The following is a 25978-nucleotide window of genomic DNA, read 5'->3' as shown; positions in this document are numbered from 1 at the left end:
TATTTGAGAAAAATCTCGGCGATGGCGCAATTCTACTCTGCAAAGCGACGCGTGACGACGCGTGAAATCATAACCGTTGAAGCCACGGACCTCGATCCTTTCGGTCAGGGGGTGGCGCGTCACAACGGTAAGGCTCTGTTTATAACAGGTTTGCTGCCAACAGAACGAGCAGAAATTACGCTGACGGAAGATAAACGCCAGTTCGCGCGCGGGCAGGTTAAGCGTCGCCTCAATGACAGCCCGGAGCGCGTCAAGCCCCGCTGCGCACATTTTGGGGTTTGCGGAGGCTGCCAGCAACAGCATGCGAGCTTAGAATTACAGCAAAAAAGCAAAAGCAGCGCCCTGGCGCGCCTGCTTAAACACGACGTTGATGAGATCCTTGCCGACGAGCCCTGGGGCTATCGCCGTCGCGCGCGCCTGAGCCTGAGCTATCAGCCAAAAACGGCGCGGCTGGAGATGGGGTTTCGCAAGGCCGGCTCCAGCGACATCGTTGATGTGAATCAGTGCCCCATTTTGGTGCCCCATCTTGAGGCGTTACTTCCGGACGTGCGCACCTGCCTTTCTGAACTGGACGGCGTTCGCTACCTCGGGCACGTGGAACTGGTTATGGCAAACAATGGCCCGCTCATGGTCCTGCGCCATACCGCGCCGCTGTCGAAAAAAGATCGCGAAAAACTGGAACGCTTTTCGCATTCCCACGACCTGGCGCTTTTCCTGGCACCACAAAGCGAGATACTTGAGCAGGTTACCGGCGATGCGCCCTGGTATGCGTCAAACGGGCTACGCTTAACGTTCAGCCCGCGGGATTTCATTCAGGTGAATGACGGCGTTAACCAGCAGATGGTTGAGAAAGCGCTGGCGTGGCTGGACGTTCAAAAAAGCGATCGGGTGCTCGACCTGTTCTGCGGAATGGGCAACTTCACGCTACCGCTGGCGCGAATGGCAGCCAGCGTCGTCGGCGTTGAAGGCGTTGACGCGCTGGTGGCGAAAGGACAGGAGAACGCGCAACAGAACGGCTTGCAAAATGTGACATTCTTTCATCAAAATCTTGAGGAAGATGTGACTCAACAGCCGTGGGCAAAGCAGGGCTTTGATAAAATTCTTCTCGACCCGGCGCGTGCAGGTGCCCCGGGTGTAATGCAGCATATAATTAAACTCGCGCCGAAGCGTGTGGTCTATGTTTCCTGTAACCCGGCAACGCTTGCCCGCGATAGCGAGGCATTACTCAGCGCGGGTTACCAGATTCAGCGTCTGGCAATGCTGGACATGTTCCCGCACACTGGGCATCTGGAATCGATGGTGTTGTTCGAGCACATTTAATGAGTTTGGCTTGTCGACTTCGACAGGCCCTGGTCCCTAAAGGAGAGGACAATGGTTGCGGTAAGAAGTGCACATCTGAATAAAGCTGGGGAATTTGACCCACAAAAATGGATCGCAAGTCTGGGAATTTCCAGCCAGCAGTCGTGTGAACGCTTAACCGAAACCTGGGCCTATTGTCTGCGCACCACGCAGGGGCATACCGACGCCGATCTTCTCCTGTGGCGCGGCGTGGAGATGGTTGAAATCCTGTCCATGCTGAACATGGACATCGAAACGCTGCAGGCCGCGCTTCTCTTCCCCCTTGCGGATGCGGACGTGGTCAGCGAAGACGTGCTTGGCGACAGCGTTGGGAAATCCGTCGTTGCGCTTATCCACGGCGTGCGCGATATGGCGGCCATTCGCCAGCTTAAAGCCGCGCATACCGATTCCGTCTCCTCAGAACAGGTCGATAACGTTCGCCGGATGCTGCTGGCCATGGTGGATGATTTCCGCTGCGTGGTCATCAAGCTTGCCGAGCGTATCGCCCATCTGCGTGAAGTGAAAGATGCGCCGGAAGACGAGCGCGTGCTGGCTGCCAAAGAGTGTACGAACATTTATGCACCGCTGGCGAACCGCTTAGGGATTGGTCAGCTGAAGTGGGAGCTGGAAGATTACTGCTTCCGCTATCTGCACCCGGCGGAATACAAACGCATTGCCAAACTCCTGCACGAGCGTCGTATCGACCGCGAACACTATATCGATGAATTTGTCGGCGGTTTGCGCCAGGCGATGAAAGAAGAGAACGTGCGCGCTGAAGTCTACGGCCGACCTAAGCACATCTACAGCATCTGGCGCAAAATGCAGAAGAAGCACCTCGCCTTTGACGAGCTGTTTGACGTGCGCGCCGTGCGTATCGTGGCGGAGCGTCTGCAGGACTGCTACGCCGCGCTGGGGATAGTACACACTCACTTCCGCCATCTGCCGGATGAGTTCGATGACTATGTCGCCAACCCGAAACCTAACGGCTACCAGTCTATCCATACCGTTGTGCTTGGCCCTGGCGGCAAAACGGTTGAGATTCAGATCCGCACCAGGCAGATGCATGAGGACGCTGAGCTGGGCGTCGCCGCGCACTGGAAATACAAGGAAGGCACGTCCGGCGGGGCGCGTTCAGGCCATGAAGACCGCATTGCCTGGCTGCGTAAGCTGATTGCGTGGCAGGAAGAGATGGCCGACTCCGGCGAGATGCTTGACGAAGTGCGCAGCCAGGTCTTCGACGACCGGGTGTATGTGTTTACCCCGAAAGGGGACGTTGTCGACCTGCCGGCAGGCTCCACGCCGCTCGATTTTGCCTACCACATCCACAGCGATGTGGGGCACCGCTGCATCGGAGCGAAAATTGGCGGGCGTATCGTACCGTTTACCTATCAGCTGCAGATGGGTGACCAGATTGAAATCATTACCCAGAAGCAGCCCAACCCGAGCAGGGACTGGCTTAACCCGAACCTGGGTTATGTCACCACCAGCCGCGGGCGCTCGAAAATTCACGCCTGGTTCCGTAAACAGGATCGTGACAAGAATATCCTTGCCGGTCGCCAGATTCTTGACGACGAGCTGGAGCATATCGGGATAAGCCTGAAAGAGGCGGAGAAATTCCTGCTGCCGCGCTACAACTTCAACGAGCTTGACGAGCTGTTAGCGGCCATTGGCGGCGGTGATATCCGTCTGAATCAGATGGTGAATTTCCTGCAGGCGCAGTTCAATAAGCCAAGTGCCGCAGAGCAGGACGCGGCGGCGCTGAAGCAGCTGCAGCAGAAAACCTACGCGCCGCAGCAGCGCAGCAAAGACAACGGTCGCGTGGTGGTCGAGGGCGTGGGCAATCTGATGCACCACATTGCCCGCTGCTGCCAGCCGATTCCCGGGGACGACATCGTCGGCTTTATCACTCAGGGGCGTGGGATCTCGATTCACCGTTCCGACTGCGACCAGCTTGCCGAGCTTCAGTCTCATGCGCCGGAGCGCATTGTGGAAGCGGTCTGGGGCGAAAGCTATTCCGCCGGTTACTCGCTGGTGGTTCGCGTCACCGCGAACGACCGCAGCGGTCTGCTGCGCGATATCACCACCATTCTCGCCAACGAGAAGGTCAACGTGCTGGGCGTTGCCAGCCGCAGCGATACCCGCGAGCAGCTTGCCACCATCGATATGACCATCGAAATCTATAACCTGCAGGTGCTGGGCCGCGTGCTTGGCAAACTGAACCAGGTACCGGATGTGATTGACGCGCGTCGTCTGCACGGCGGTTAACTGCACTTTCTTATGTAGGCCGGGTAAGGCTTTGCCGCCAACCGGCTTGTTTTTTAATGGAACAGATTATGACTCAAATCGACCGCCTGCTCGGCATTATGAAACGCCTTCGCGATCCGGAAAACGGCTGCCCGTGGGACAAAGAGCAGACTTTTGCCACCATCGCCCCGTATACCCTCGAAGAGACCTATGAGGTGCTGGACGCCATTTCCCGCGAAGATTTTGACGACCTGCGCGGCGAGCTGGGCGATTTGCTCTTCCAGGTGGTGTTCTATGCGCAAATGGCGCAGGAAGAAGGGCGCTTTAACTTTGACGATATCTGCGCTGCCATCAGCGACAAGCTGGAGCGCCGTCATCCCCATATTTTCGGCGATGCCACCGCAGGGAACAGCACCGAGGTGCTGGCCCGCTGGGAACAAATTAAAAGCGCCGAGCGCGCAGAAAAATCCCAGCACTCTGCGCTGGATGACATTCCAATGAGCCTGCCCGCGCTGATGCGCGCGCATAAAATTCAGAAACGCTGCTCCGCCGTGGGTTTTGACTGGACCTCCCTCGGCCCGGTGCTGGACAAAGTGCACGAAGAGATTGACGAAGTGATGCACGAAGCGCAGCAGGCGGTAGTGGATGAAGCGAAGCTTGAAGAAGAGGTGGGCGATCTGCTGTTTGCGACCGTCAACCTTTCGCGCCACCTGGGCGTAAAAGCGGAAACGGCCCTGCAAAAAGCCAACATAAAATTCGAACGACGCTTTCGCGAAGTTGAGCGGATTGTGTCCTCGCGAGGCCTGGAAATGAGTGGAATTGACCTCGAGGCGATGGAAGAAGTCTGGCAGGAAGTAAAACGCCAGGAATCTGATCTCTAACGGAATTTTGCGATCAAGCGCAATTTGTGTGATTTTTTAAATGACAAGCGCTTGATTTGCGTCAAAAACATTTACCCAAAAGGGGCTATTTTCTCACTCCTTATGTTTGTCATGGCCTGGAATGGAGACGGAGAATGAAAGTTTGTGGCGCTCGCCGTGTTCGGGTATACTACTTTCCCGTCCTGGTTATTCCATCGTTTCACCCTAACTTCTCAGGTTCAGCATGACAACGAACTATATTTTTGTGACCGGCGGGGTTGTATCCTCTCTGGGTAAAGGCATTGCCGCAGCCTCCCTCGCAGCCATTCTTGAAGCCCGTGGCCTCAATGTGACCATGATGAAACTGGATCCGTACATCAACGTCGATCCGGGCACCATGAGCCCAATCCAACACGGGGAAGTGTTCGTTACTGAAGACGGCGCTGAAACCGATCTGGATCTTGGCCACTACGAGCGTTTCATCCGCACCAAAATGACCCGTCGTAACAACTTCACGACTGGCCGCATCTACTCCGACGTTCTGCGTAAAGAGCGCCGTGGTGACTATCTGGGTGCAACCGTTCAGGTTATCCCGCACATCACTAACGCAATCAAAGAACGCATTGTTGCGGGTGGCGAAGGCCACGACGTGGTGCTGGTGGAAATCGGCGGTACCGTGGGTGATATCGAATCCCTGCCATTCCTGGAAGCGATTCGTCAGCTGGCGGTCGATATTGGTCGTGAACACGCGCTGTTCATGCACCTGACGCTGGTGCCTTACATGGCAGCCGCAGGTGAAGTGAAAACTAAGCCGACTCAGCACTCTGTGAAAGAGCTGCTCTCCATTGGTATTCAGCCAGACATCCTGGTTTGCCGTTCCGATCGCGCCGTTCCGGCGAACGAACGTGCGAAAATTGCATTGTTCTGTAACGTGCCTGAAAAAGCCGTTATTTCAATGAAAGATGTCGATTCCATTTATAAAATCCCGGGCCTGTTGAAATCTCAGGGCCTGGACGATTATATTTGTAAACGATTCAGCTTGAACTGTCCGGAAGCTAACCTGTCTGAATGGGAACAGGTTATTTACGAAGAAGCCAATCCGGCAGGCGAAGTGACTATCGGAATGGTCGGCAAGTACATTGAACTGCCGGATGCCTATAAGTCAGTGATCGAAGCGCTGAAGCACGGTGGTCTGAAGAACCGCGTCTCCGTGAACATCAAGCTGATTGATTCGCAGGATGTTGAAACGCGTGGCGTCGAAATTCTGAAAGATCTGGATGCTATCCTTATCCCTGGCGGCTTCGGCTACCGTGGTGTGGAAGGCAAGATCGCCACCGCGCGCTATGCGCGTGAAAACAATATTCCATACCTCGGCATCTGCCTGGGTATGCAGGTTGCGCTGATCGAATTTGCGCGCAACGTAGCGGGAATGGAAAACGCGAACTCTACGGAATTTGTGCCAGACTGTAAGTACCCTGTAGTGGCGCTTATCACTGAATGGCGTGACGAAGAAGGTAACGTCGAAGTCCGTACCGAGAAGAGCGATCTGGGTGGCACCATGCGTCTTGGCGCACAGGCCTGCCAGCTGTCTGACGATAGCGTGGTTCGCAAGCTGTATGGCGAGCCGGTCATCACCGAGCGCCATCGTCACCGCTATGAAGTCAACAACATGTTGTTGAAACCAATTGAAGCCGCGGGCCTGCGTGTTGCGGGCCGCTCCGGGGATGATCAGTTAGTCGAGATCATTGAAGTGCCAAACCATCCTTGGTTTGTCGCCTGCCAGTTCCACCCGGAATTTACTTCTACGCCACGTGACGGGCATCCGCTGTTTGCAGGCTTCGTGAAGGCCGCCAGCGAGTACCAGAAGCGTCAGGCGAAGTAAAAAAAGTTAGAACGGCAACGCGTACCCTGGTACGCGTTGTTTGTCTGGAGTTTTAGTTTAACTTGTACTGAGGAAAATCTAATGTCCAAAATCGTTAAAGTCATCGGTCGTGAAATCATCGACTCCCGTGGTAACCCGACCGTTGAAGCCGAAGTTCACCTGGAAGGTGGTTTCGTTGGTATGGCTGCTGCTCCATCAGGTGCTTCTACCGGTTCCCGCGAAGCGCTGGAACTGCGCGATGGCGACAAATCCCGCTTCCTGGGCAAAGGCGTACTGAAAGCGGTTGGCGCTGTAAACGGTCCTATTGCTCAGGCAATCATTGGCAAAGACGCCAAAGACCAGGCTGGCATCGACAAGATCATGATCGATCTGGACGGTACTGAAAACAAATCTAACTTCGGTGCGAACGCAATCCTGGCTGTTTCCCTGGCGAACGCCAAAGCAGCAGCTGCAGCGAAAGGTATGCCACTGTTCGAGCACATCGCTGAACTGAACGGCACCCCAGGCAAATACTCCATGCCTGTACCAATGATGAACATCATCAACGGTGGTGAGCACGCAGACAACAACGTTGATATTCAGGAATTTATGATTCAGCCAGTTGGCGCGAAATCCCTGAAAGAAGCGGTACGTATGGGTTCTGAAGTGTTCCACAACCTGGCTAAAGTTCTGAAAGCTAAAGGTATGAACACGGCTGTTGGTGACGAAGGTGGCTATGCGCCAAACCTGGGTTCTAACGCAGAAGCACTGGCTGTTATCGCAGAAGCTGTAAAAGCGGCTGGCTACGAGCTGGGCAAAGACATCACCCTGGCGATGGACTGTGCAGCATCTGAATTCTACAAAGACGGTAAATACGTTCTGGCTGGCGAAGGCAACAAAGCGTTCACCTCCGAAGAGTTCACCCACTTCCTGGAAGATCTGACCAAACAGTACCCAATCGTTTCTATCGAAGACGGTCTGGACGAGTCTGACTGGGATGGTTTCGCATACCAGACCAAAGTACTGGGCGACAAAATCCAGCTGGTTGGTGACGACCTGTTCGTAACCAACACCAAGATCCTGAAAGAAGGCATCGAGAAAGGCATCGTTAACTCCATCCTGATCAAATTCAACCAGATCGGTTCTCTGACCGAAACTCTGGCTGCGATCAAAATGGCTAAAGATGCTGGCTACACCGCTGTTATCTCTCACCGTTCTGGCGAAACTGAAGACGCTACCATTGCCGACCTGGCTGTGGGTACCGCTGCAGGCCAGATCAAAACTGGTTCTATGAGCCGTTCTGACCGTGTTGCTAAATACAACCAGCTGATTCGTATCGAAGAAGCGCTGGGCGAAAAAGCACCATACAACGGCCGTAAAGAGATCAAAGGCCAGGCATAATTGCTCAAGCCTTAAAATGAAAATGCCAGTCGAATGACTGGCATTTTTTTTGGCTATTTAAAATCAACCGCCATTTGCTCCGGAATGGTCAGCCCCTGAGTGGTTTGCACGCAGCGGGCGATGTAATCCGTAAATCGGGGCGGTTTCGGCATTCCCATACTCAGCAGCTTATCGTTGCTGAAGCGCACGTTAAGCGTGGCAAACGCACCGTATAGCCGCATGGCTTTCAGCATCAGACGTTCGTTGCACGGGCCAAAAATAGTTTTCAGCTCGCGGCGCATTCTGACCAGCGTTTCATAGCTGACCTGCGCATATTTATCACCGACGGGCGCTTTCTCCAGCGCCTGCGCCATCGCCTGATCGATATCGGCAAAGCGAACGCTGTTCTCTTCCCCAGCAGAAATGTGTACCACTTCTCCCGGACGCGCGTCGCTGGTGAGCAGCATTAACAGCGCATCGGCGCAATAATCCACCGGAACAACGTCGATTCTGTCTTCCATGGAACACATAAACTTCTGCAGCATCAGACCCATGCTGAAGACCCAGAAAATGCTGCTCGACGGGGTGCAGCCGTGACGGGTATGGCCGACGACAATGGACGGGCGAGCGATGAGCAGCGGCAGGTTTGGACATTCCTGGCGCATCAGCTGTTCGATGGTCGACTTCGAAAAAGTGTATTCCACCAGGTGTTCAGCATTCTCTCTGAATTCAGCGCTTTCGGCGACCAGGGAACCCTGCTCCGGCGTGCATGACATTGCCGTGCCAACGTGGAGGAAACGCTGTAGCGTTGTAACCTGCGCCATTCGGCGCGCCAGCGCAAGCGTGCCTTCCACGTTGACCTTCCAGATCAGCGGGTTATTACCAAATGAGGCAACCGCCGCACAGTTAACGACATGCGTTACCTGGTCCAGTCGTGGATCGTTCAGAAAGGCTTCAGGCTGGCTGAGATCGCCAATGAGAATGTTATCCGCGCTTAGGGAGGCCAGCTTGTCTTCGGGAACGTTGAACTTGCGCATATTTTCCAGCACCCGCTCCAGCCCGCTTTGCGGATCGCCAGCACGCGCGAGCAAAAGAAGTTTTACGGATCGATCGTGGGTCAGGATTTTTTCCAGTACTGCACCGCCCAGAAATCCGGTCACGCCTGTAATCAATAACATCTTCATTAATACCGTCTCATTATGATTGATGAGGCGGATTGTAGGCGTGCAAAAGTAAACGGTATTTAAATAATAAAACGCCGAAACCGATAGCGTCTTAAGCTTATTTTAAGGAAAGGAAATCAGGTGGAGATATTGGACATTGCAGGCAGGATAAAAATTCAATTTATTAAAATTTATATTTTAACTTATTGATTTTGAATTGTTTTAAAGCTATTTCTTCGCGAGGGAATAGTAATTCAGAATGTAATAAATATAATGTTTTGTTACACCAATCATTTGCCGGATAAATGATTTAAATACCACTTAACTGAAATCAGACGGCCTAAATCGCAGGCTATTTTATTTAGCCTGCGAAGGATTTTTAGAGCAACAGGGGAAGCGTGGCGCTGGCTGTTTGCTGGCTAACGTCACCGTAATGACCATCCAGCGCAATCATGGACGTGGTCAGCAACTCAACCAGCAGCATGACCCCAACCTTAGCATTGAGCGCGCCTGCGCTCAGTGGCCCCTCTGGCTTGGCGGCAACCAGCTGCATATCGCTCAGAGACGCCAGCGGGCTACGGGGCGTATTGCTGAGTGCCAGAACCTTAGCGCCGCGCTTGCGGGCAAGTTTCACCACGTGAAGTAAATCCCGCGTTGAACCCGAGCTGGAGATGGCCACGACCAGGGTCTCTTGCGAAAGCGTTGTCGCATTCATGGCCGCGCGGTGCATATCGCTAAACAGCTGCGCGGGTTTTCCCAGCCGCAGCAGCTTGTAGTGCAGATACTCCCCGAGGATCGCGCTGGCCGCGACGCCGTAAATCTGCACGGACTGCGCCTGATGCAGCGCCAGCGCGGCCTTTTGAAGCAGCCCGCGGTCCAGGAGTCTGGCGGTATCCTGCAATGCCTGCACCGACTCATCCACAACGTTATCAATGTCATCCCCCGCCTGACGCGCGGGCTGGCCCTGCTGAATATCCAGCGCAAGCGCCATTTTGAATTCGTTATAGCCCTTACAGCCCAGCGTGCGGCAAAGACGCGTTACGCTGGCCTCGCTGGTGCGGCTCTCGCGCGCCAGTTCCGTGATAGTCAGGTAGAGCACCCGGGCAGGATCGTTGAGGACAAATTCGCCGAGTTTTTGTTGCGTTGGGCTGTATCCGGAAGCCTCCTGGCGGAGCTTCAGCAGCAGGTTTTCATGGTCCGACATGCCAGGTCCTTAATGTGTTTCCCTGCGCCTAGTGTGGCGGAAAGCGGGGGAAAGATGCCAGTCATTTTGAAAAAGTATGATCGGGCTCCTGGTTTATGATGATAATTTTCACTATTAAATATTAATATGGTAAAAATTTTCATCGTTAAATAGGGGAATGAAAAAATGATGCAAATGTTCAGTGGGGCTTCTTCGGGCGGATGGTTTGAAAAAGCGCAGCGCTTCGGCAAATCCTTTATGTTGCCCATCGCCGTATTGCCCGCGGCGGGTCTGCTGCTGGGGATAGGCGGCGCGTTATCCAATCCCAATACGCTGACGGCTTATCCCTTTTTAGATGTGGGCTGGCTGCAGGCGATTTTCACCATCATGAGCAGCGCCGGTTCAATTGTGTTTGCGAACCTCTCGGTGCTGTTTGCCGTTGGGGTGGCCGTCGGGCTGGCAAAAAGCGATAAGGGCACGGCTGGGCTGGCGGCGCTGCTCGCGTTTCTGGTGATGAATGCCACCATCAACGCGCTGCTGATCCTTACCGGCAAACTGGCGCATGAGAACCCGGGTGCCGTGGGGCAGGGCATGACGCTGGGTATTCAGACGCTGGAAACCGGCGTCTTTGGCGGCGTGGTGATTGGACTCGTGACCTGCGCGCTCCATCATCGGTTTAATAAAATTGCGCTTCCGCAGTTCCTCGGGTTCTTTGGCGGCTCGCGCTTTGTCCCCATTATCAGCTCCCTGGCAGCGATACTCGTCGGGGCGGCAATGACCGTGGTCTGGCCGCATTTCCAGAAACTGATTTTTGGACTGGGCGGGCTGGTGGATGCCACCGGCTATCTGGGTACTCTGCTGTACGGCTTTATTCTACGCATGCTGGGTCCGTTTGGTTTGCACCACATTTTCTATCTGCCTTTCTGGACCACCGCGCTTGGCGGCAGTGAAATCGTCAACGGTCATTTGGTTGAGGGCACTCAGCGGATCTTCTTCGCCCAGCTGGCCGATCCCACCACGCGCCAGTTCTACGAAGGGACGTCACGCTTCATGTCCGGGCGCTTTATTACGATGATGTTTGGCCTTCTCGGGGCGTGTCTGGCGATGTACCACACGGCAAAACCCGAGAACAAAAAACGCGTGGCCGGGCTGCTGCTCTCTGCGGCATTAACCTCATTCCTGACCGGGATTACCGAGCCCATCGAGTTCTCCTTCCTGTTTATTGCGCCGGTGCTCTACGTCATTCATGCGCTGTTTGACGGGCTGGCCTTCATGCTCGCGCACATGCTGCATATCACCATCGGGCAAACCTTCTCCGGCGGCTTTATCGACTTCGTGCTGTTCGGCATTTTGCAGGGCGAGGCCAAAACTAACTGGATGTTCGTTCCGCTGGTCGGCGTGCCGTGGTTCTTCCTTTACTACTTTACGTTCCGCTACCTGATTAACCGCTTTGATTTCGCCACGCCGGGCCGTGAAAAGGAGGCGGTGGCTGACGAGGTGACCCTCCCGCAAAGCGAACGCGCTGTGGCGGTGATCGCCGGATTAGGCGGAAAAGAGAATCTGGAAGAGGTGGACTGCTGCGCCACGCGTCTTCGCGTCACGGTCAAAGACGGCAGCAAGGTGAATGACGCGGCGCTGAAAGCCACCGGCGCGCGCGGCGTTATTGTGCGCGGTAACGGTGTTCAGGTTATTTATGGCCCGCACGTCACGATTATCAAAAATGAAGTGGAAGAGATCTTATCGTAATGAAAACTGTACTGGATAACCTGAAGGGAAAACTGGTCGTCTCCTGTCAGGCGCTGGAGAATGAACCGCTGCATAGCCCGTTTATTATGTCGCGGATGGCGCTGGCGGCGGCGCAGGGCGGGGCCGCCGCCATTCGTGCCAACAGCGTGGTAGATATTGAGGCCATTAAGCAGCAGGTATCTTTGCCTGTTATCGGCATCATCAAGCGGGATTACCCGGGAAGCGAGGTGTTTATCACCGCGACGATGAAAGAAGTGGATGAGCTCATGACCGTCGCCCCTGAAATCATTGCCCTTGACGCGACGGCGCGGGAACGCCCCGGCGGTGAAGCCCTGGGCGAGCTGGTCGCGCGTATCCGCTCCCGTTATCCCGCGGTACTGCTAATGGCGGATATTTCCTCCGTGGACGAGGCCGCGACGGCGCAGGCGCTGGGTTTTGATTGCATCGGCACCACGCTTTATGGCTATACGGCGGACAGCGCGGGCCATTCGCTTCCGGAGAATGACTGCGCGTTCCTCAAGGCGGTGCTGGCAGCGGTTACGGTTCCCGTGGTTGCCGAAGGCAACGTAGATACCCCGGAGCGTGCAGCCAGGTGCCTGGCGCTGGGCGCGCATACGGTCGTCGTCGGCGGCGCAATCACCCGTCCCCAGCAAATTACCGAACGGTTTATGGCGGCGATTGGCGCGCAAAGCACCGATGGAGCATGACCATCCGGCGGGGATCTGCGATACTTATCGTTTATCCCCTTTACTGAGATGACTATGCAGTACCCGATTAACGAGATGTTCCAGACCCTGCAAGGCGAGGGTTACTTTACCGGCGTTCCCGCTATTTTCATTCGTTTACAGGGATGCCCGGTTGGCTGTGCCTGGTGTGATACCAAACATACGTGGGATAAGCTCGCAGATCGGGAAGTGTCGCTGTTTAGCATTCTGGCGAAAACCAAAGAGAGCGATAAGTGGGGCGCGGGCAGTTCAGAAGATCTGCTGGCCATTATTGGTCGTCAGGGCTGGACGGCGCGCCACGTGGTGATCACCGGCGGTGAACCCTGCATCCACGATCTGACCCCGCTGACCGAGCTGCTCGAAAAGAACGGCTACAGCTGCCAGATTGAAACCAGCGGTACCCATGAAGTGCGCTGCTCGCACGCCACCTGGGTGACGGTATCGCCGAAAGTGAATATGCGCGGCGGGTACGATGTGCTGTCTCAGGCGCTGGAGCGCGCGGATGAGATCAAGCACCCTGTCGGGCGCGTGCGTGATATCGAAGCGCTGGATGAACTGCTGGCGACGCTGGCGGACGAAAAGCAGCGGGTGATTGCCCTGCAGCCTATCAGCCAGAAAGAGGACGCGACGCGCCTGTGCATTGAAACCTGTATTGCGCGTAACTGGCGCCTGTCTATGCAAACGCACAAGTATTTGAATATTGCCTGATCCTTTCGCGGCCCCGCCTATCGCGGGGCCCGTCCTGAAGGGAGTAATGCCCAGGTCACTCCCGCCGAAGCGAGACAAATCGCGCTGTTAAAAAGTAGCGCATACTGTGCGGCGCTGGCCATTCCCAGCGGCAGCAATAGCGCATACAGCGATGCGGTGACTGCGATCCCCATTGCTCCGCCCAGCGAACTGCCCATCTTGTAAACTCCTGAGCCCACCCCGACTTTATTTTCTGGCGTATTCATCACCGCCGTATCCGTTGACGGCGTGGCGTAACACCCAAGCCCCAGGCCAAATAAAATGTTGCTGAGAAAGACGGTGACGATATAGATCTCTTTGCTTAAAAATGTACAGGAGATCAGCGTGATACCTGTTGCGGTCAGCAGCGGCCCGGTCATCATCGGCAGGCGCGCGCCGTAGCGCTGGAGCAGCTTTTCCCCAACCCGAATCATCGCCAGCACGGTGACCAGATACCCTAGCGTCATCATGCCGGTTTGCAACGGCGACAGACTGTGGCCTTGCTGCAGCCAGATGCTGGCGATCATCATCGTGCCAATACAACCGTTGAGCAAAAAATTGGAGAAAACCGACGCGCTGTAGGCCCGGTTTTTAAACAGGGCAAAATCAATCAGTGCCGCATCACCTTTACGTTGCCCGGTAAATACAAAGCAGACCGCTGCCAGCGCTGCGCCACTCAGCACAAGCAGCGAGAGGCTGCTACTCCAGCCCCAGCTGTGCCCCTTGCTGATAAACAGGTTCAACAGCACCAGCATAAGGACAAAGCTCACCAGGCCGCTCATATCCAGCTTATGGCGTCGCGCGCTGTCGCTTCGGCTTTCCGGGGTACCTCGAATCAGCAGTAGCGCTGCCGCCGCCGCTAGCATGGCAAAAATAAATATCCATCGCCAGCCGAGCGTGGTGGCAATGGCGCCACCGACAAACGAGCTCAGGCCGCTGCCGCCCCACGAGCCGATGACCCAAAAGCTGATCGCCCGCTGGCGCGCGTTGCCTTGATACCAGGTTTTGATCAGCGCCAGCGTGGCGGGCATGATGCAGGCTGCTGACAGGCCCTGGATCGCTCTCCCCAGCAGAAACATGACGGGCTCCCACGACACGAAGAGCAGGGCGCTGCCGATGATGCTCAGCGTCAGGCCAATGTACGTCATGCGCACGCGGCCAAACTTATCGGCAAACCCCCCGCAGGCAACGACAAAACAGCCGCTGAACAGCGCACTGAGACTGACCGCCAGCGTGAGGGTTTCAAGGGAAATTGCGAGGCTATTTTTCATTGCCGGCACGACGTTAATCACCGACTGCGCAAATAACCAGAATGTCAGAACGCTCATCACAATACCGGCCAGTAGCCGATCGTTGCCGGTGTAGGACGTCGTGCCTGTCAGGGGTACGCTACTCATCGTGCAAGCCTCCATGGGCGCGCGCATCAGCGCAGATAGTGTTCGGTTAACGCGGTCCAGAGCGCCGCGCCGGTCAACAGGAGCTTGTCGTTAAAGTCGTAGCCTGGGTTATGCACCATGCAGCGGTCCGGCTCATCTCCGGCACCGAGGGTGAAGTAGCAGCCGTGAGGATTTTTTTCGAGCATGAACGCAAAATCCTCGCTCCCCATAAACGCATTGACCGACGCGACGGCATCCTGGCCAAACAGGTCGGTCGCCACCGTGCGTACCATTTCATTAGCCTGTGGGTTATTGCTCAGTACCGGGCTACCGTTAACGTGACGAATTGTGGCCGTGGCATTGAAGCTCTCTGCCTGCGCCACGGCGATGTCGTGGATCCGCTGCAGGACGGTTTGACGCACCGCTTCATCCAGCGTGCGCACGGTAAGCTTCATTAATACCTTATCGTTGATGATGTTCGGGGCATGTCCCGCCTGGATGCTGCCCACGGTCACGACGACCGGCTGGAACGGGGTGATATTCCTCGATACAATCGACTGCAGCGCGAGAGTGATATGGCAGGCAACGAGCGTGGCATCGACGGTGTGTTCCGGAACGGCACCGTGTCCTCCCACGCCGTTTACTTCAATATGCACGGTGTCAGAGGAAGCCATCATGGCTCCATCGCGCAGGCCAATTTTTCCGAGCGGCTGGGAGGGCATATTGTGCAGTCCAAAAATATGGTCGCAGGGGAACTGTTCAAACAGCCCCTCTTCCACCATGACGCGCCCGCCATACAGCAGCTCTTCGGCTGGCTGAAAAATGAGATGCAGCGTGCCGCTAAAGTTGCGGGTGCGTGCCAGATACTCTGCGGCATAAAGCAGCGTGGCGGTGTGGCCATCATGCCCGCAGCCGTGAAATTTACCTTCGACGGTGCTGGACCACGCTTTGCCGCTGTTTTCCTGCATCGGCAGCGCATCCATATCGGCGCGCAGGCCCAGGCGTTTGCTGCCGTTTCCCACCTTCAGAGTGCCGACCACCCCGGTTTTTGCCAGCCCCCGGTGGACTTCATAGCCCCACAGGCGCAGGAGTGCCGCGACGCGGTCGCTGGTTTTGTGCTCCTCGAAGCCAATTTCGGGATGTCGGTGAAACTCGCGGCGTAATTCGGTGAACTGAGCCTCGGTGCCCCGCAGTGCGTCAACAATTGGATGTGTCATTTTTGTTATCCTTTTCCTGCCAAACGGTGTTAATTTCGAGTTTATGTCGATCGCATTGCGGGAAAATGCCTTTTTTTGTTGTAAATCGACGCCTTTTTTCTGATTGTTTTTCATACGATTCAGTTATGACAAAAAACAGCATGTCATTTTTTGTCCTTGCGGGGGAGCCGAATGGAGCAGCGTGGAAATGAGTTTGCGGTAACCGTTGAGGACATTCGCCTGCTCGCGCAGGATGAAGGCGATTCGCTGACGATACTATGGGTGCTGGAAGGGCAAGCTGAACTGCAAACCGACGCGAGAAACGAAACGGTGCCGGCCAACGGCCTTGCGTTGATAAACCGCCATCAGCGCTGGCGGTTCAGTAGCCTGTGCGCGAACGTGACCCTGCGAGTCACCCTCTCCGGGCGCTGGGTGATCAAGTTGTACAATGATTTTTTTGCCCATGACTACGCGATTCCGGCAGAGTCCGGTGGGAAAGTGCCGCAGTGTGACGAGCTTAGGCACTTACTGCGTCAGCTTCTGGTCGTAACGCTGGTCAACGATCCGCACCGCTACAGGCTGGAGGCGAATCGCTGGTTGAGCGAGATCCTGCTGCTGCTGATCGGCCGCTTCCAGCAGCCTGCCCGTCTGAAATCCCGGGACCAGCACGCCGACGTAAGCAAACGCATCGCTCGCGTGCTGGAGCGGATTAACGCCAGCTATACCCGTCGCATTACGCTGGCTGAAATCGCTGAGAGTGAATTCGTCTCCGAAGCGTGGCTCTCCCGTCTCTTTCGAAAAGAGATGGGGGTCAGTTTTATGCAGTACATCACCGCTCTGCGGCTGGAAAAAGCGGCTGATGCCCTGCGCCTCACCAGCCGTCCTCTGCATCAGATTGCGCTGGATCACGGGTTTGCCAGCACGCGTATGATGACCGATCGGTTCCGACGCTATCACAACATGTCTCCGGCCGAGTTCCGTAAGGCCCGACGTCACCGTCCCGATGCATCCCCTCTGCGGGCGACCCCGCGCGAGCAGCGTTTTGCCGTTGCGGTGGATACGTTGTTTGGCCTGCTTAACAGCGCTGAGGCCCGCGGCTGGGAATCCTCGCCATTAACCCACTCTCCGCGTCAGGAACGGATACTGGATCTGCAGCAGCTTTATCCACTCTCTTCCGCGCTGCGCCGTACGCGGCTGGTCGTCACCCTGCGTGAGCTCGATGATTTGCTGCGGGAGGACGTTCGCCAGCATCTGGAGGCGCTCCACGAGGCGATCCCTGTTGAGGGGATTGATATCGCTGAACCTTTTCTCAGCAGCCGCCTGTTCGCTACGGGATGGGACGATCCCCATATGGCGGGCTACGCCTGCTGGTATCATCTGCAACAGCTCTTTACCTGGGTGGCGAAAAAAGGCTGGACGCTCCTGCTGCATACGGGGGTCACCACCCGATGCGATCTCCTTACGCGCTTTTTGCAGCTGTCGGTTAACCGATTTTTGCCCGACATCACCGCAGGCTGGCACGTCGTGATGCACTGGTCTCCGCAGGCAAACGCGGAGACCCAGGAGCACGCCTGGCGGGCGCAGCGTGCGGCGCTGAGGACCTACCTTCCCCAGGCAAAATTGGGGGTGTGGCATCGCTTATCCCCCGTCGGTACTGAACTGAGCGGTGACGCGCTGTTTCGTTCTGAAATTCTGGACGAGGCCAATTTCCTCGCGTGTCCGGCAGATGCCAACGAGCTGCTCGATCTGGCGCAGTTGGATCCCGCGCATCTTTCCTCATCTGAAAATTATCCCGTGCTAAAGGTTCGTCAGATCCTCTCCGCCCTTCGTCAGCGGCAGCGGACGCTGCCGGTATGGTTACTCTCGTGGAATACTCTCACCGGGAACACGCGGGCGACCAACGGCTGGTTTTTTCGCGGTGCGCTGTTGATGCAAAATCTGCTCGGTCTTTCAGAACAGGTCTGGCTGGCGGGATTCTGGCTTAATTCCGGTTTGCAGGGGGAAGCCAGGGCGAACAACACCCTCGATACATCAAGCCTTGCGCTTCAATATAATCACGGCCTTCCACGGCCCATCTATTGGGTTCTCTGGCTGTGGCAGCGCCTGCGGGGAGAGGTGCTCGTCAATGACAAGAGCATACTGCTGCTCCGCCATCAGGGAGGCTATCAGCTGCTGCTGCGTAACGTGGTGGTGTTCAACCCGCTACTCTCCAGCGAGGAGGCTTTCATTCAGCGTTTTCGTCAGCAGTATCATCTTGAGCTGAGAGGAATGCGCGGCAGCTGGCGCATTAAAAGCCATCTTTTTGATAGGTACAATGGTGCGCTCTACCCGCTGCTGGAAGGGATAGGCAGCGACAGCGGACCTGATGAGGAGATGTGGCGCTGGATCGCGCACAAAGCGCGCCCATCGCTTTCCTTACGCGATGAACGGCTTTATGACGGCTGGCAAATGACAGAATCGCTGGAAAGTAATGCGCTCGCGCTCTATGAGTTCACGCCGCTAAACGTGCGCGATGAAGAGGAGGATCACTCCCCGCGATAGATACAGCCGGCGGTACAGGTCTCTTTGATCATCACCGCGCTCAGCAGCGGCACCAGCGGCTTCATCTGATCCCAAATCCATTTTGCCAGAACTTCGCTGGTCGGGTTTTCAAGGCCCGGGATATCATTCAGGTAGTAATGATCCAGACGATCGTAGGTCGGCTTAAACGCCGCCTTTAGTTCAGCAAAATCCATGATCCAACCGGTATGCGGATCAACTTCACCGGTGATCTCAAGACGCACCATAAACGAATGCCCGTGCAGACGGCCGCATTTATGTCCTTCAGGAACATGCGGAAGGTGGTGGGCGGCTTCGAAGGTGAAATCTTTAAACAGTGTGGTGGACATGATCGCTCTCAGTAATGCGGAAAAAACCGCCGCATAGTACCGGAAAGCACAATTTTTAGCATTAACTAAAACGGCTCTGAAGCCTGAACGTCCGTTAAACGGTGTTTTTCTTAGTTTTTCTTAATAAATTTCAAAGCGTTAATTAATCGCTTTTATCGCTAAGAATGATAACTAAAACAGGTTAGTCCATTTGGTTATTTATTATTTCCATCCCTTCTTTAATTGTTATTATCCTCGCCGTTAACCTTATCTCTAGTTTGGTCTTTTTGCATAAATTCCGCTTTGCTACTGGAACATAACAACGCATGACAACACAGGCCCCACCTTCAAATTTGCTTCCCCTGAACCCGGAGCAACTGGCGCGCCTTCAGGCTGCCACCTCTGATTTTTCTCCCACTCAGCTTGCCTGGGTCTCCGGTTATTTCTGGGGAATGCTCAATCAGCAGCCTGGCGCTGTGGCAGGGGCACCGGCAACGGCCGTTGAAATTCCTGCCATTACCCTGATTTCCGCCTCGCAGACTGGCAATGCCCGCCGCGTGGCCGAAGCGCTGCGTGACGACCTGCTGGCCGCCAAATTGAACGTGAACCTGGTCAACGCCGGGGATTATAAATTTAAGCAAATCGCGTCGGAAAAACTGCTGGTGGTTGTCGCCTCTACCCAGGGTGAAGGTGAGCCCGCTGAAGAAGCGGTGGCGCTACACAAGTTCCTGTTCTCGAAAAAAGCGCCAAAACTGGATGGCACCGCCTTTGCCGTATTTGGCCTGGGCGATACCTCCTATGAATTCTTCTGCCAGTCCGGTAAAGACTTCGACAGCAAGCTGGCGGAGCTCGGCGCAGAGCGCCTGCTGGACCGCGTAGATGCAGATGTTGAATACCAGCCCGCCGCCGCGGAATGGCGTGCCCGCATCGTTGAGGTGCTGAAAGCCCGCGTGCCGAAAGAGACGCCGGCGCAGGCCGCGTTCACCGCGACGGGTGCCGTTAACGACATTCACACCAGCCCTTACACCAAAGAGGCGCCGCTGAGCGCGAGCCTGGCGGTGAACCAGAAAATTACTGGCCGCGATTCAGAAAAAGACGTTCGCCATATCGAAATCGATCTCGGCGACTCTGGCCTGCGCTACCAGCCTGGCGATGCGCTGGGGGTCTGGTATCAGAACGATCCGGCGCTGGTGAAGGAGCTGGTTGAGCTGCTGTGGCTGAAAGGCTCTGAGCCCGTTACCATCGACGGCAAAACCCAGCCGCTTTCCGACGCGCTGCAGTGGCATTTCGAGCTGACGGTGAACACCCCGAATATCGTCGAAAATTATGCCACCTTAACGCGCAGCGAATCGCTGCTGCCGCTGGTGGGCGATAAAGCAAAGCTGCAGCATTACGCGGCGACTACGCCGATTGTCGATATGGTGCGCTTCTCTCCGGCACAGCTGGACGCCGACGCGCTGATTGGGCTGCTGCGTCCGCTGACCCCGCGCCTGTACTCCATCGCCTCTTCGCAGGCCGAAGTGGAGAGCGAAGTGCATATCACCGTGGGCGTGGTGCGTTATGACATTGAAGGCCGCGCCCGCTCGGGTGGGGCATCAGGTTTCCTGGCGGACCGCGTGGAGGAAGATGGGGAAGTTCGCGTCTTTATCGAGCACAACGACAACTTCCGCCTGCCGACGAACCCGGAAACCCCGGTCATCATGATTGGCCCGGGCACCGGCATTGCGCCGTTCCGCGCCTTTATGCAGCAGCGCGCGGCGGACGAGGCGCCGGGTAAAAACTGGCTGTTCTTCGGCAACCCGCACTTTACGGAAGATTTCCTCTACCAGGTTGAGTGGCAGCGCTATGTGAAAGAAGGCGTACTGACCCGCATCGATCTGGCCTGGTCCCGCGACCAGAAAGAAAAAGTATACGTACAAGACAAACTGCGCGAACAGGGCGCAGAGCTGTGGCGCTGGATCAATGACGGTGCCCACATTTATGTCTGCGGCGACGCCAATCGCATGGCGAAAGACGTTGAGCAGACACTGCTGGAAGTGATTGCCGAATTCGGCGGTATGGATGCCGAAACGGCGGATGAATTTTTAAGTGAGCTGCGCGTTGAGCGCCGTTATCAGCGAGATGTCTACTAATGAGCGAAAAACATCCAGGGCCACTGGTGGTCGAAGGTAAACTGACAGACGCCGAGCGCATGAAGCTGGAAAGCAACTACCTGCGCGGCACCATTGCTGAAGATCTGAATGACGGTCTCACCGGCGGTTTCAAAGGCGACAACTTCCTGCTGATCCGTTTCCACGGCATGTACCAGCAGGATGACCGCGACATCCGCGCCGAGCGTGCTGAACAGAAGCTGGAGCCGCGTCATGCGATGCTGCTGCGCTGCCGCCTGCCGGGCGGGGTGATCACCACCAAACAGTGGCAGGCCATCGACAAGTTTGCGGGTGAAAACACCATTTACGGCAGCATCCGTCTGACCAACCGTCAGACCTTCCAGTTCCACGGCATTCTGAAGAAGAACGTGAAGCCGGTGCACCAGATGCTCCACTCCGTCGGGCTGGACGCGCTCGCGACCGCCAACGACATGAACCGTAACGTGCTCTGCACGTCGAACCCGTATGAGTCCGAGCTGCACGCCGAAGCGTACGAGTGGGCGAAGAAGATCTCCGAGCACCTGCTGCCGCGCACGCGCGCCTATGCCGAGATCTGGCTCGATCAGGAAAAAGTCGCGACCACGGACGAAGAGCCGATCCTGGGCCAGACCTACCTGCCGCGTAAGTTTAAAACCACGGTAGTGATCCCGCCGCAGAACGATATCGACCTGCACGCCAACGACATGAACTTCGTGGCGATTGCCGAAAACGGCAAGCTGGTCGGTTTTAACCTGCTGGTGGGCGGCGGCCTGTCCATTGAGCACGGTAACAAGAAAACCTATGCCCGCACCGCGAGCGAATTCGGCTTCCTGCCGCTGGAGCACACGCTGGCCGTGGCCGAAGCCGTGGTCACTACCCAGCGCGACTGGGGCAACCGCACCGACCGTAAAAACGCGAAAACCAAATACACCCTGGAGCGCGTGGGCGTTGAGACGTTCAAAGAGGAAGTGGAGCGTCGCGCGGGGATCAAATTTGAGCCTGTCCGCCCTTACGAATTCACCGGCCGCGGCGATCGCATTGGCTGGGTCAAAGGCATTGACAATAAATGGCACCTGACGCTGTTTATCGAAAACGGCCGTATTCTGGACTACCCGGGCCGTCCGCTGAAAACCGGTCTGCTGGAAATTGCGAAGATCCATAAAGGCGAGTTCCGCATTACCGCTAACCAGAACCTGATTATTGCCGGCGTGCCGGAGAGCCAGAAGGCGAAGATCGAGAAGCTGGCGCGCGAGCACGGGTTAATGGATGCGGTTAAACCGCAGCGTGAAAACTCGATGGCCTGCGTGTCGTTCCCGACCTGCCCGCTGGCGATGGCCGAAGCGGAACGTTTCCTGCCGTCATTTACTGACAAGGTGGAAGCGATTCTGGAAAAACATGGCATTCCGGACGAGCATATTGTTATGCGCGTCACCGGCTGTCCGAACGGCTGCGGTCGCGCGATGCTGGCCGAGCTCGGCCTGGTGGGTAAAGCGCCGGGTCGCTACAACGTACACCTGGGCGGCAACCGTATGGGGACGCGCATTCCGCGGATGTATCGCGAAAACATCACTGAGCCGGAAATTCTCGATTCCATCGACGAGCTTGTCGGGCGCTGGGCGAAAGAGCGCGAAGCGGGTGAAGGCTTCGGCGACTTTACGGTGCGTGCGGGCATCATTCGCCCGGTGCTCGATCCCGCCAGGGATTTCTGGGAGTAACCACGAGAGGTAATTATGTCCGTACTCGATCTAAACGCGCTTAACGAACTGCCAAAAGTCGAACGCATTCTGGCACTCGCAGAAACCAACGCCCAGCTGGAAAAGCTGGACGCCGAAGGGCGCGTGGCGTGGGCGCTGGAAAACCTGCCGGGAGACTACGTGCTGTCGTCGAGCTTTGGTATTCAGGCGGCGGTCAGCCTGCATCTGGTGAATCAGATCCGTCCGGATATTCCGGTGATCCTCACCGATACCGGCTACCTGTTCCCGGAAACCTACCAGTTTATTGACGAGCTGACGGACAAGCTCAGGCTGAACCTGAAGGTCTACCGCGCCACTGAAAGCGCGGCCTGGCAGGAGGCGCGCTACGGCAAGCTGTGGGAGCAGGGCGTTGAGGGCATTGAAAAATACAATGAGATCAACAAAGTTGAGCCGATGAACCGGGCGCTGAAAGAGCTTAATGCGCAGACGTGGTTCGCGGGACTGCGCCGCGAGCAGTCCGGCAGCCGCGCCACGCTGCCGGTGCTGGCAGTTCAGCGCGGGGTCTTTAAAGTGCTGCCCATTATCGACTGGGATAACCGGACGGTGTACCAGTATCTGCAAAAACACGGGCTGAAGTACCATCCGCTGTGGGATCAGGGCTACCTGTCAGTGGGGGATACCCACACCACGCGCAAATGGGAACCGGGAATGGCGGAAGAAGAGACGCGATTCTTTGGGCTGAAGCGCGAGTGCGGGTTGCACGAAGGGTAATTTCATTAACTCCCTCTCCCTGTGGGAGAGGGTTGGGGTGAGGGCATCAGGCCGCACGGCGTTCAAAACCTCAGGCTTTCCCCGCTTTCGCCAGCTCTTTCACCAGCGGCAGCATCACTTTCACCACATCCCGGCTGCGGTGTTCAATGCGCTGCGGCAGGGCGCTGTCAATGTGCTGCTGATTATCCAGCATTACGTTATGCCAGCTTGTCCCGTTCGGGAAGGCTTTCGATTTTGCCCGCTGCTGATAGCCATCTTTCTTGCCCAGTGCCCAGTTTGTTGCTTCCACGTACAGCACCGGAATGCCCGCCTTATCGAACACTTCCCCATCGTTGCAGCAGCCTGTTCCGCGCGGATAGCCCGGATTACCGCCAGGGTTGCTGGTGGCATAAACCCCGTGGCTACGGGCAATCGCCAGTGCCCGGTCGCGCGTTAGTTTCCGCACGGTACCCGGCGTACTCTGCCCGCTGTTGAAATAAAGCTTATCGCCGACGATCAGGTTATCGAGGTTGATCACCAGCAGCGTATTTTTCTTCTCTTCAGCGCTCATGCGCTTCAGGAGATTCTCCGCGCCAAGTTTGCCCTCTTCTTCACCGCTGGTGGCAACGAAACGAATGCCATACTGGGTGGGAATATTCTTCATCCGCTCGGCCAGTTCGAGCATCACGCCCAGGCCTGCCGCGTTATCGTCCATGCCCTGCAGCGTCAGACCGCCGAGGTTGTTATCCGTATCGGCGTCGCTCATCGGCGCGTAGGTATCGAGGTGAGCCATAATAATAATTTGCTCGTTTGCGCTACCTTCATGTGCTGCGATAACCGTACTGCCGGTCACGTTATGCCAGTTTTTGGTTTTATTTCTGGAGGTATAAACGTAGCGGCTGTGAAACGATCGGATATCGCTCTGGTAACCCATATCGGCAAACTGCTGGCGAATATAGTCAGCGGAGAGCATTTCCGCCGGTGAGCCGGTCATGCGTCCTGGGAAGACGGTGGCAATGTGCCGCGCCTGCATATTGGCGATTTCACCATACGGTTGATTTTTTGCCTGAGCCGGAAGGATAAAGCAAACGCCGAGCGCCAGGGCAGCAATACGGTGGCGCGTTGCGGAAAACATAGTGAGTCCTTAAAAACAGAGCAAAATTTTGACCCGTCTAGTATGAAACTGTGATCGTCCTTACACAATTTGAATTGCTCTTAAATGCCCGAAATTTCGCGTGTTAAGCACTTTTTGATATTTGCTTTTTCATCGCGTTATTCCATTGAGTAACTACTCATTCCAATTCGTAATTTCATTCGCTCTAAGCCGCCCCCTATAGTCCCTCTATTCCTCGTTGTTAGTGAGTTGTTGCTTGTGGACTATCTGCCCTTATTTGCCGCGATTAAAGAGAAACCGGTGCTGGTTGTTGGTACGGGTGAGATTGCCGATCGCAAAATCGCGTTTTTGCAGCGCGCGGGCGCGCGGGTGCAGGTCGTCGCAGCGGCGGATTTCGACGAGTCACAAATCGACAGCGTGGTGCTGGTGATTGCGGCGACGGAGGATCGCGAGCTGAACCGACGCGTCTCCGACGCTGCTCAGGCGCGTTACCGTCTGGTGAACGTGGTCGACGACCAGCCTTTGTGCTCGTTTATCTTCCCGTCGATCGTCGATCGCTCTCCGCTGCTGGTCGCCATCTCTTCCGGCGGCACCGCACCGGTGCTGGCGCGCGTGCTGCGTGAAAAAATTGAAGCGCTGCTGCCGACCAGCCTCGGGCGTATGGCGGAGAAGGCCAGCTACTGGCGCAACCATCTGAAAACCCGCCTGACCAGCGTGACGGAACGCCGTCGCTTCTGGGAGCGCGTGTTTCGCGGCCGCTTTGCCAGCCTGATGCATGCCGGTAACGAGACGGCGGCGCAAAAAATCCTCGAAGACGAACTGGATAACCCCGGCAGTACGGGCGGGGAGATCATCCTGGTGGGGGCAGGGCCAGGCGATGCCGGACTCCTGACGCTGCGCGGCCTGCAGGTGCTGCAGGACGCGGACGTGGTGTTCTATGACCATCTGGTTACCGACGGCGTGCGCGAGCTTATCCGTCGCGACGCGGAGCAAATCTGCGTCGGCAAGCGGGCGGGCGAGCACTCCGTCCCGCAGCACGACACCAACCAGATGCTGATTGACGCCGCAAAAGCCGGAAAAACCGTGGTGCGCCTGAAAGGGGGCGATCCGTTTATTTTTGGCCGCGGCGGCGAAGAGCTGCAGGCGGCAGCGGAAGCCGGGGTGCCTTTCCAGGTGGTGCCCGGCATCACGGCGGCCTCGGCGGTAACGGCCTACGCCGGTATTCCGCTGACCCATCGCGATTATGCCCAGAGCGTGACCTTTGTGACCGGCCACTACAAGGCGGACAGCACGCCGTTTGACTGGTCGCACCTCGCCCAGAGCCGACAGACGCTGGCTATCTACATGGGCACGATGAAGGCGGCGGACATCAGCGAACAGCTTATTCAGCACGGCCGCGCTGCGACGACGCCCGTTGCCGTTATTTCTCGCGGTACGCGTGTCGATCAGCACGTTGCTATCAGCACGCTTGACGATCTTGCAACCCTGGCGAAAGACGCCCCGATGCCCGCCCTGATCGTGGTGGGGGAAGTGGTGCAGCTGCACAGCACGCTCGCCTGGTTTCAGCACACAACCGACACAGAAGGCTTTGGCGCTTCTGTCATAAATTTGGCTTAAGGAACGGTT

At 56.3% G+C, this 25978-nt stretch carries 19 protein-coding genes; 13 read left to right on the top strand and 6 right to left on the bottom strand.

Translation table 11 applies throughout. The annotated features are described in order from the left end of the window. Positions 1–21: 21 nt before the first annotated feature. The 5 genes from rlmD (at position 22) to eno (ending at position 7704) form a co-directional block, all read left to right on the top strand. On the top strand, positions 22–1320 hold the full coding sequence (gene rlmD, locus M2433_RS18485) for a 23S rRNA (uracil(1939)-C(5))-methyltransferase RlmD (protein ID WP_429056101.1): 1299 nt from the start codon (positions 22–24) through the stop codon (positions 1318–1320). Positions 1321–1371: 51 nt separating this feature from the next. Further along, the gene (gene relA, locus M2433_RS18480; protein ID WP_429056099.1) at positions 1372–3603 is read left to right on the top strand and encodes a GTP diphosphokinase; all 2232 of its coding nucleotides are present in this window, start codon (positions 1372–1374) and stop codon (positions 3601–3603) included. Positions 3604–3671: 68 nt separating this feature from the next. After that, complete coding sequence (gene mazG, locus M2433_RS18475; protein WP_429056097.1) at positions 3672–4463, top strand: nucleoside triphosphate pyrophosphohydrolase; 792 nt, start codon at positions 3672–3674, stop codon at positions 4461–4463. 223 nt (positions 4464–4686) lie between these two features. After that, positions 4687–6324: a glutamine hydrolyzing CTP synthase gene (gene pyrG, locus M2433_RS18470; protein ID WP_047348013.1), complete on the top strand. Its 1638-nt coding sequence runs from the start codon at positions 4687–4689 to the stop codon at positions 6322–6324. 81 nt (positions 6325–6405) lie between these two features. After that, complete coding sequence (gene eno / locus M2433_RS18465; RefSeq protein WP_045330584.1) at positions 6406–7704, top strand: phosphopyruvate hydratase; 1299 nt, start codon at positions 6406–6408, stop codon at positions 7702–7704. Positions 7705–7757: 53 nt separating this feature from the next. Here the strand turns inward: eno and M2433_RS18460 are convergent, their stop codons facing one another. Together M2433_RS18460 and M2433_RS18455 are read right to left on the bottom strand one after the other, a co-directional pair. Next, complete coding sequence (locus M2433_RS18460) at positions 7758–8867, bottom strand: SDR family oxidoreductase (RefSeq protein WP_429056096.1); 1110 nt, start codon at positions 8865–8867, stop codon at positions 7758–7760. Between the two features lie 358 nt (positions 8868–9225). Next, the gene (locus M2433_RS18455; RefSeq protein ID WP_429056094.1) at positions 9226–10050 is read right to left on the bottom strand and encodes a MurR/RpiR family transcriptional regulator; all 825 of its coding nucleotides are present in this window, start codon (positions 10048–10050) and stop codon (positions 9226–9228) included. Between the two features lie 165 nt (positions 10051–10215). Between M2433_RS18455 and M2433_RS18450 the strand changes: the two genes are divergently transcribed. The 3 genes from M2433_RS18450 to queE are packed head-to-tail and all read left to right on the top strand — an operon-like array spanning position 10216 to position 13208. After that, entirely contained in the window at positions 10216–11775 is a 1560-nt protein-coding gene (locus tag M2433_RS18450; protein ID WP_429056092.1) for a PTS transporter subunit EIIC, read from the top strand. After that, positions 11775–12482, top strand: a complete 708-nt coding sequence (locus tag M2433_RS18445) for an N-acetylmannosamine-6-phosphate 2-epimerase (RefSeq protein WP_429056090.1) — start codon at positions 11775–11777, stop codon at positions 12480–12482. Before M2433_RS18450 ends, M2433_RS18445 begins: the two co-directional genes overlap by 1 nt. A 54-nt stretch (positions 12483–12536) precedes the next feature. After that, positions 12537–13208, top strand: a complete 672-nt coding sequence (gene queE, locus M2433_RS18440; protein ID WP_134348892.1) for a 7-carboxy-7-deazaguanine synthase QueE — start codon at positions 12537–12539, stop codon at positions 13206–13208. Between the two features lie 17 nt (positions 13209–13225). On the opposite strand, the gene M2433_RS18435 is transcribed toward queE, so the two are convergent. Together M2433_RS18435 and M2433_RS18430 are read right to left on the bottom strand one after the other, a co-directional pair. Next, complete coding sequence (locus tag M2433_RS18435) at positions 13226–14623, bottom strand: MFS transporter (protein WP_429056088.1); 1398 nt, start codon at positions 14621–14623, stop codon at positions 13226–13228. A gap of 26 nt (positions 14624–14649) precedes the next feature. After that, complete coding sequence (locus M2433_RS18430) at positions 14650–15819, bottom strand: M20 aminoacylase family protein (protein WP_429056087.1); 1170 nt, start codon at positions 15817–15819, stop codon at positions 14650–14652. A 171-nt stretch (positions 15820–15990) separates the two neighbouring features. Here M2433_RS18430 and M2433_RS18425 point away from each other — a divergent pair, with 171 nt between their 5' ends. Then, positions 15991–18339, top strand: a complete 2349-nt coding sequence (locus tag M2433_RS18425) for a helix-turn-helix transcriptional regulator (RefSeq protein ID WP_429056085.1) — start codon at positions 15991–15993, stop codon at positions 18337–18339. Here the strand turns inward: M2433_RS18425 and queD are convergent. Further along, positions 18324–18686 carry a 6-carboxytetrahydropterin synthase QueD gene (gene queD / locus M2433_RS18420; RefSeq protein ID WP_023309002.1) on the bottom strand — a complete coding sequence of 121 codons (363 nt, stop codon included), beginning with the start codon at positions 18684–18686 and terminating at the stop codon, positions 18324–18326. The two genes, M2433_RS18425 and queD, sit on opposite strands and share 16 nt — an antisense overlap. A gap of 305 nt (positions 18687–18991) precedes the next feature. Here queD and cysJ point away from each other — a divergent pair, with 305 nt between their 5' ends. The 3 genes from cysJ to cysH are packed head-to-tail and all read left to right on the top strand — an operon-like array spanning position 18992 to position 23259. Then, the gene (cysJ, locus tag M2433_RS18415; protein WP_429056084.1) at positions 18992–20797 is read left to right on the top strand and encodes an NADPH-dependent assimilatory sulfite reductase flavoprotein subunit; all 1806 of its coding nucleotides are present in this window, start codon (positions 18992–18994) and stop codon (positions 20795–20797) included. Continuing rightward, positions 20797–22509, top strand: a complete 1713-nt coding sequence (cysI, locus tag M2433_RS18410) for an assimilatory sulfite reductase (NADPH) hemoprotein subunit (RefSeq protein ID WP_047348019.1) — start codon at positions 20797–20799, stop codon at positions 22507–22509. The genes cysJ and cysI overlap by 1 nt, the downstream gene beginning before the upstream one ends. Positions 22510–22524: 15 nt before the next feature. Next, a complete protein-coding gene (gene cysH, locus M2433_RS18405) occupies positions 22525–23259 on the top strand; it encodes a phosphoadenosine phosphosulfate reductase (RefSeq protein ID WP_014885036.1) in 735 nt (244 codons plus the stop codon). A gap of 70 nt (positions 23260–23329) precedes the next feature. Here the strand turns inward: cysH and M2433_RS18400 are convergent, their stop codons facing one another. Further along, positions 23330–24373, bottom strand: coding sequence for an aminopeptidase (locus tag M2433_RS18400; RefSeq protein ID WP_063430519.1), 1044 nt, complete (start codon positions 24371–24373; stop codon positions 23330–23332). A 246-nt stretch (positions 24374–24619) separates the two neighbouring features. Here M2433_RS18400 and cysG point away from each other — a divergent pair, with 246 nt between their 5' ends. Continuing rightward, entirely contained in the window at positions 24620–25969 is a 1350-nt protein-coding gene (gene cysG, locus M2433_RS18395; RefSeq protein ID WP_429056312.1) for a siroheme synthase CysG, read from the top strand. Positions 25970–25978: the final 9 nt, after the last annotated feature.

Source organism: Enterobacter sp. AC1 (assembly GCF_050434705.1).
GTDB lineage: Bacteria > Pseudomonadota > Gammaproteobacteria > Enterobacterales > Enterobacteriaceae > Enterobacter > Enterobacter cloacae_L.
Note: the sequence above shows the minus strand (reverse complement) of the source record. Positions and strands in the feature narration are given on the sequence as shown.